This window comes from Kamptonema sp. PCC 6506 (assembly GCF_000180455.1).
Taxonomy (GTDB): domain Bacteria; phylum Cyanobacteriota; class Cyanobacteriia; order Cyanobacteriales; family Microcoleaceae; genus Kamptonema; species Kamptonema formosum.
In genome coordinates this window covers 1-6,037 of the sequence record NZ_CACA01000095.1, presented here as the reverse complement: position 1 = coordinate 6,037, position 6,037 = coordinate 1, and the positions used below count along the sequence as shown (strand labels likewise).

5 protein-coding genes and 1 pseudogene are annotated in these 6,037 nt (G+C 41.3%); 4 read left to right on the top strand and 2 right to left on the bottom strand.

Features of this window, described 5'->3' with window-relative positions; translation table 11 throughout:
- Both OSCI_RS05180 and OSCI_RS31865 read left to right on the top strand, forming a co-directional pair.
- Window positions 1-1,758 (top strand): cellulose-binding protein (locus OSCI_RS05180; RefSeq protein ID WP_324603706.1); only part of this gene is annotated, 1,758 nt, incomplete at its 5' end.
- Between the two features lie 74 nt (window positions 1,759-1,832).
- The gene (locus OSCI_RS31865; protein WP_267879562.1) at window positions 1,833-1,967 is read left to right on the top strand and encodes a hypothetical protein; all 135 of its coding nucleotides are present in this window, start codon (window positions 1,833-1,835) and stop codon (window positions 1,965-1,967) included.
- A 139-nt stretch (window positions 1,968-2,106) separates the two neighbouring features.
- Here OSCI_RS31865 and purF read toward each other — a convergent pair whose 3' ends face one another.
- Window positions 2,107-3,570 (bottom strand): amidophosphoribosyltransferase, encoded by a 1,464-nt coding sequence (purF, locus tag OSCI_RS05175; RefSeq protein ID WP_007353805.1) that lies wholly within the window; start codon window positions 3,568-3,570, stop codon window positions 2,107-2,109.
- Between the two features lie 147 nt (window positions 3,571-3,717).
- Here purF and OSCI_RS29610 point away from each other — a divergent pair, with 147 nt between their 5' ends.
- Both OSCI_RS29610 and OSCI_RS05170 read left to right on the top strand, forming a co-directional pair.
- Entirely contained in the window at window positions 3,718-3,858 is a 141-nt protein-coding gene (locus tag OSCI_RS29610; protein ID WP_155523431.1) for a hypothetical protein, read from the top strand.
- Between the two features lie 254 nt (window positions 3,859-4,112).
- On the top strand, window positions 4,113-4,727 hold the full coding sequence (locus tag OSCI_RS05170; RefSeq protein ID WP_007353804.1) for a Uma2 family endonuclease: 615 nt from the start codon (window positions 4,113-4,115) through the stop codon (window positions 4,725-4,727).
- Between the two features lie 209 nt (window positions 4,728-4,936).
- Here OSCI_RS05170 and OSCI_RS05165 read toward each other — a convergent pair.
- Window positions 4,937-5,884, bottom strand: a pseudogene (locus tag OSCI_RS05165) (AIR synthase related protein); the annotation flags it as partial.
- Between the last annotated feature and the right edge of the window lie 153 nt (window positions 5,885-6,037).

The following is a 6,037-nucleotide window of genomic DNA, read 5'->3' as shown; positions in this document are numbered from 1 at the left end:
ATTATGACTTTTTTGACTTACTTTAATACAAAAAATATTCTAACTTTTCTATCGGGTTTACTGATATTTATCTTTATTCTACCTGGCTGTTTAAACTTAGCAAAAAATCAGAATCCTACTGTGAATAACTCACCAAATACAATAGCAATTAATAGCTCATCCAAAAATTCTAACTCAACCTCTCCTGTAGGAGTTAATCTTTCTGGAATCGCCGACTGGTCAACAGAATTACCATTTTTAGATGCCTTTAAATCTTCTAGAAAATGGATGACTCAGTGCGATCCAAAAGAGGCTGGATGTCAGGGAGAATTCGATACCAATGAATATAATCTTTTAAATCTTGACGAAAACGGCTGGGTCAAATCTCTTCCCCTTCCCCAAGATTCTCCTAAATATACCCGTGTCAGCACCTTATTATTAAGGGACATACCAAACTTTTTCCCATCAGGCAAATATATTGTCATGTATGAAGGCGAGGGAACAATTGAGTATAAATTTGCGGCTAAAAAAGATGAAGCATCCTCACAACCAGGCAGAGATATTATTGATGTAGATGCTACCAATAAAGAGGGAATCTTGCTGACAATTACTGCCACAGATCCCAACAAAATAGGAAAATATATCCGCAACATTAGAGTGATTCACTCTCAAGATGAAAAAGCTTATGAAAGTGGTGAGATATTTAACCCCAAGTTTATAGACAAAATTAAAAAATTTAAAACCCTGCGTTTCATGGATTGGATGAGTACAAATGGTTCTGAACAAAAAGAATGGTCAAACCGACCTAAACCAGAAAACATTTCCTATGCTTATCAAGGCAATGTCCCAATTGAAATCATGGTTGCTTTGGCGAATAAAATCAAGGCAAATGCTTGGTTGAATATGCCAATCATGGCTACTGATGAATATTTAAAAAACTTTGCTCAGACTGTTAAAAATAGTTTAGATCCAAATTTAAAAGTTTATGTAGAGCTTTCTAATGAAGTTTGGAATTTTTCATTTCCCCAATCTCAATATGCTTTACAACAAGGTCAAGCTAGGTGGGGAAAGGATAAACAAGATGCTTATATGCAATGGTATGGAATGCGTACAGCTCAAATGTGCGATTTTTGGAAAGATATTTTTAGCGAACAAAAGGATCGAGTTGTGTGTGTAATCTCAACTCAAACTGCATGGAAAGGATTAGAAAATTCTGTTTTAGAATGTTCTTATTGGGTAGCAGAAGGTAATAAACCTTGCTATCAACGCGGTATAGATGTCTATGCTATCACTGGATATTTTAGTGGTAATTTGGGTGCGCCAGAAAACACCAGCATCGTAGAGTCTTGGTTGAATGATTCAGATGGTGGTTTTAGTAAGGCTTTTAAACAATTGAGAGATGGCGGTTTGCTAGGAGGGTTTAAGGATAGTTTATCTGATGGTTATGGTTTGTTTAAATATCACTCAGAGGTAGCGCAGAAAAAGGGTCTTAAGTTAGTTGCTTATGAAGGAGGTCAACATATTGTAGGTATTCAAGGGAATGAGAATAATGAAAAGCTTACTAATTTCTTTATTGAGTTAAATAGGCGACCAGAAATGTATGAGTTATATACAAAATTACTGGAAAATTGGAAAGAAGCAGGCGGTACTCTTTTCATGCAATATTTGGATATTGGTGTACCAAGTAAGTGGGGTAGTTGGGGTGCTTTGGAGTATGTTGGCCAAAATGGTTCGCCGAAATATAATGCTTTGATGGACTTTATTGATAATAATCCTTAGTTGGTGGGATGGCTGTGTTTTGACTTTTCCAGCTCAGTCTTAAATCAGGTAATACTAGCCTAATAGCATTAGTGTTGTCTGTTAATCAACGCAAAAAATCTGTAACGCCGCCATCCTGGCGGTTTCTTTATCCCTATTATGTCACTTTGGTCAGAGAAAAAGGCTTTCGCCTTGCGATCGCTGGATTTGAGCCATTCTCAATAATTTAGGCTTCTGCATTCGCCAGCCTGAAAAACCAGTAGTTCCAGAAAATTCTCTCCCCAAAGTGACATAATAGGGATTACCGCCAGGATGGCGGCGTTACAGAGAGTATGGGTAAGCCCTGTTGGTATTACCTACTTTGACTAATTAAGTAGGAACCTTTTCCAGAATTAACTTAGACCGTTTAACTGGTTCTGGGACAACAATGGGATAATCCCCTGTGAAACAGGCCGAACAGAAATTATTAGAATCTTCCTTAGTCGCCTTCAGCATTCCTTCTCTACTCAAGAAAGCTAAAGAATCAACCCCAATTTGGTTGGCAATTTCTGCTACTGATTTCGTAGCAGCAATTAACTGATCTTGGTTATCGGTATCAATTCCGTAGAAACAAGGGTGAGTTACTGGGGGTGACGAAATTCTCATGTGAACTTCAGTAGCACCGGCATCTCGCAAAGCTTTAACAATTTTTTTGCTAGTAGTACCTCTCACAATTGAGTCGTCTACCATGATTACTCGCTTACCCTCTAAGACATCTTTAAGAGGGTTAAGTTTCATCTTAATTCCTGATTCTCGCATTGTCTGAGTTGGCTGAATAAATGTACGTCCAACGTAGCGATTTTTAATCAGTCCCTCAGCATAAGGAATCCCGGAAACTTGAGAAAAACCAATAGCGGCGGGAATTCCAGAATCAGGAACGCCGATGACAATATCAGCATCAATGGGGGATTCTTGTGCTAATTTTTGCCCGATTCTGAGCCTGTAGCTATACAAACTTTCGCCTTCCATTATGCTATCTGGCCGAGCAAAATAAATCATTTCAAAGATGCAAAGTTTGGGCTTTGGTTGTTGACTCCAATGGAAGGAAGCCATACCATCTTCGGTGATCCAAACTAATTCTCCTGGTTCTACATTTCGCAAATATTCGGCACCAATGATATCTAAGGCGCAGGTTTCTGATGCTAAGACGTAGCGGATGGGATTTGTACCTAAAGTGCCAATTACGAGGGGACGCACGCCGTAGGGATCGCGTACTCCCATTAAGCCTGCGGGGGTGCCGATGACTAAACTAAAGGCTCCCGTACAGCGATGAAAGGCGCTGATTGCAGCTTCTAACCAGTCTTTGCCATCGTCTACTTCTAGCGCGATCGCCACTGCTATCATCTCTGAATCTGTTGTACTTACAAAATTGCAGTTGCGGTTTAGCAATTCTTCGCGTAAGACACCAGTATTGACAAGATTGCCATTATGTGCTAGCGCCAAGGAACCTAAGCGGGTTTTCACAACAGCAGGCTGAGCATTCACAACCTTTGATGAGCCTGTAGTAGAGTAGCGAGTGTGACCAACTCCTATGGTTCCAGGCAGGTGACTTAAGCAGGATTCATTGAAGACTTGGGAGACTAGGCCCATATCTTTGTGCAAATGCACATTTTCACCCTCAAATGTGGCAATTCCTGCTGATTCCTGACCCCGATGTTGTAAGGCGTACAGACCAAAGTATGTCATTTTAGCGACATCTTCACCGGGGGCACAGATACCGAAAACACCGCAAGCTTCTTCTTGCTTGTCGGATGCCAAATTTTCGTCAGCCGCGAGGGGATGGTTGGGGATCATGGTATGGCTTGGTTCCTAATACAGGATCGTGGGTTAGTGGGAGGCTCTGAAAGCTGAATGCTGTCCGGCGCAGCCGCCGCGCAGTTTAATTATTTCTTAATGTTCCCATGAAATAGGCATTAACTCACATCCTATGCCTTAAGGCAGATGCTAAGGGGCGTTCGATGGCATGGTAAGCGATCGCACATATTTCTAATTGTAACGTTAGTTAACGACGTGCGATCGGGGGGATTTCCCCCAAATTCAGATGCGGGACTCCCACAATCAAGGGTAATGGCTAATGGCTAATGGCTAATGGCTAAGATTCGGGGCGGGTTTTGTTTTGATATTTTTTGTTTGTGACAAAGGTTATCTGCTAAACCCGCTCCTACAGTTTCAAAGATTAGACTTAAGGCGCGATCGCGCTTTTAAAAGATGAGAATTAAGGTGCGATGCCTGTGGCTGGCTGCTTCTGTGCGCTTGACTTTCCTGTGTAATTGACATACTATATTATCTAGGGAATATGTGCGGCCAAGTAAGGTCAATAATTGGGAACAAAGATAATGGTTCAATCACCTCCCAAAATTCTAACTGTTGATGAATTTATCACCCACTACGGCGATCGCGATCGCTACGAATTAATTGATGGTGAGTTGACAGAAATGGAACCAACAGGGCCTCACGAACAAGTATCGGCTTTTATTGGGCGAAAGCTGAATGTAGAAATCGATCGTCAGGATCTATCATACTTTATCCCCCCTCGCTGTCTCATCAAATTATTAGGAACAGAAACAGCTTTTCGGCCGGATGTCATTGTCTTAGATGAAACTGAATTGATTAATGAACCTTTGTGGCAACAAGAACCTGTAATTACATCTGGAAAATCAATTAAACTAATTGCGGAAGTTGTCAGTACCAATTGGCAAAATGATTACGCCCGTAAAGTTGAAGATTATGCCTTGTTAGGCGTGCCTGAGTATTGGATTATTGATTATTTGGGGATTGGTGGCAGAGAATATATTGGCAAACCGAAACAACCGACAATTACAATTTGTACGCTGCGAGAGGATGAATATCAAAAAGAGTTGTTTCAAAATAATGCTCGACTTGTTTCTTTTATTTTTCCTGAATTCCAAGTAAGGGCAGAACAAGTATTTACGGCAGGCAGAGCTTTTTAACTTAATTTACGATCCAAAACATAACTAGGCTTATCCGATATTTTCAGGTGTATCTCAGATTTTGTCAGCATCATCTAAAGCTAAAAAAGATCGGGCGATTGAAATCGCATCTATACAGACAATGTCCGCCTACGCGGACTATAAAAATTTAACCCGCGCAGGCGGGTTAAGTCTCGTGTAGACGCGATTTCAACCGCCGAGTCCTATAATTAATCAGATCCTAAGCGACGTTCAATAGCATTGTAAAAGCGATCGCACATCTCCTCAATCGTTACCTCAATTAAAGATTGACCATCATTTGTCACAACCCGTAAAGGCGCTTTTACAGTACCAACTTGACCCAGTTTTTGCCACAAATTCGGCAAATGTTCCTCTAAATAAGATACCCAAACCGCCTCATTTTCCGGCGCAACTGAAACTAAAATCGTATTCCCCCGTTCCCCGAACAAAACTTCATCCCAACGCTTACCAGTTGCCAAATTAACGTTAAGATTAATCTCGGCTCCTAGTTTAGCAGAAATACAGGATTCAGCGATCGCGATCGCCATTCCACCCTCAGCGCAATCATGGGCCGAACGTACCCAACCATTACGAATACCCTCCCGACAAGCTGATTGCACCCGCTTTTCTAAATCTAAATTAACTCTCGGCGGTTTTCCCCCAACAATGCCGTGAATTGTTGCTAAATATTCAGAACCTCCTAAAGTAACATTTGTTGTCAAATTACCATCTTCTTTACTATCATCTGATGTCAGATTTCCGAGTAAATAGATTAAATCTCCAGATTCCTGCCAACCTTGACCACAAATCTTAGTTAAATCTGGAATTAACCCCACCATTCCAATCACAGGAGTAGGATAAATTGATGCAGGTTTACCCTCAGAATCCAGAGTTTCATTGTAAAGAGAAACATTACCGCCAGTGACAGGTGTTCCTAATTCCCGACAAGCATCGGCAATACCGCGACAAGATTCTGCTAATTGCCAATAACCAATCGGTTTTTCAGGAGAACCAAAATTTAAATTATCTGTAACTGCCAAAGGTTCTGCACCCACACAACTTAGATTTCTTGCTGCTTCGGCGACAACCGCTTTTGCACCTTCGTAGGGGTCAAGATAAACATAGCGGGAATTACAATCAACTGTTGCTGCTACTCCTTTTTTAAAGGAAGAACCCCCTAAATCCCCCTTGGTAAGGGGGACTTCAATACCCCCTAAATCTCCCTTACTAAGGGGACTTCAATACCCCCTAAATCCCCCTTACCAACGGGGACTTCAATACCCCCTAAATCCCCCTTACCAACGGGGACT

Coding starts and splice junctions, on each gene's coding strand:
- purF (WP_007353805.1), bottom strand. CDS start 3,570: ATGATCCCCAACCATCCCCTCGCGGCTGACGAAAATTTGGCATCCGAC.
- OSCI_RS29610 (WP_155523431.1), top strand. CDS start 3,718: ATGCTAAGGGGCGTTCGATGGCATGGTAAGCGATCGCACATATTTCTA.
- OSCI_RS05170 (WP_007353804.1), top strand. CDS start 4,113: ATGGTTCAATCACCTCCCAAAATTCTAACTGTTGATGAATTTATCACC.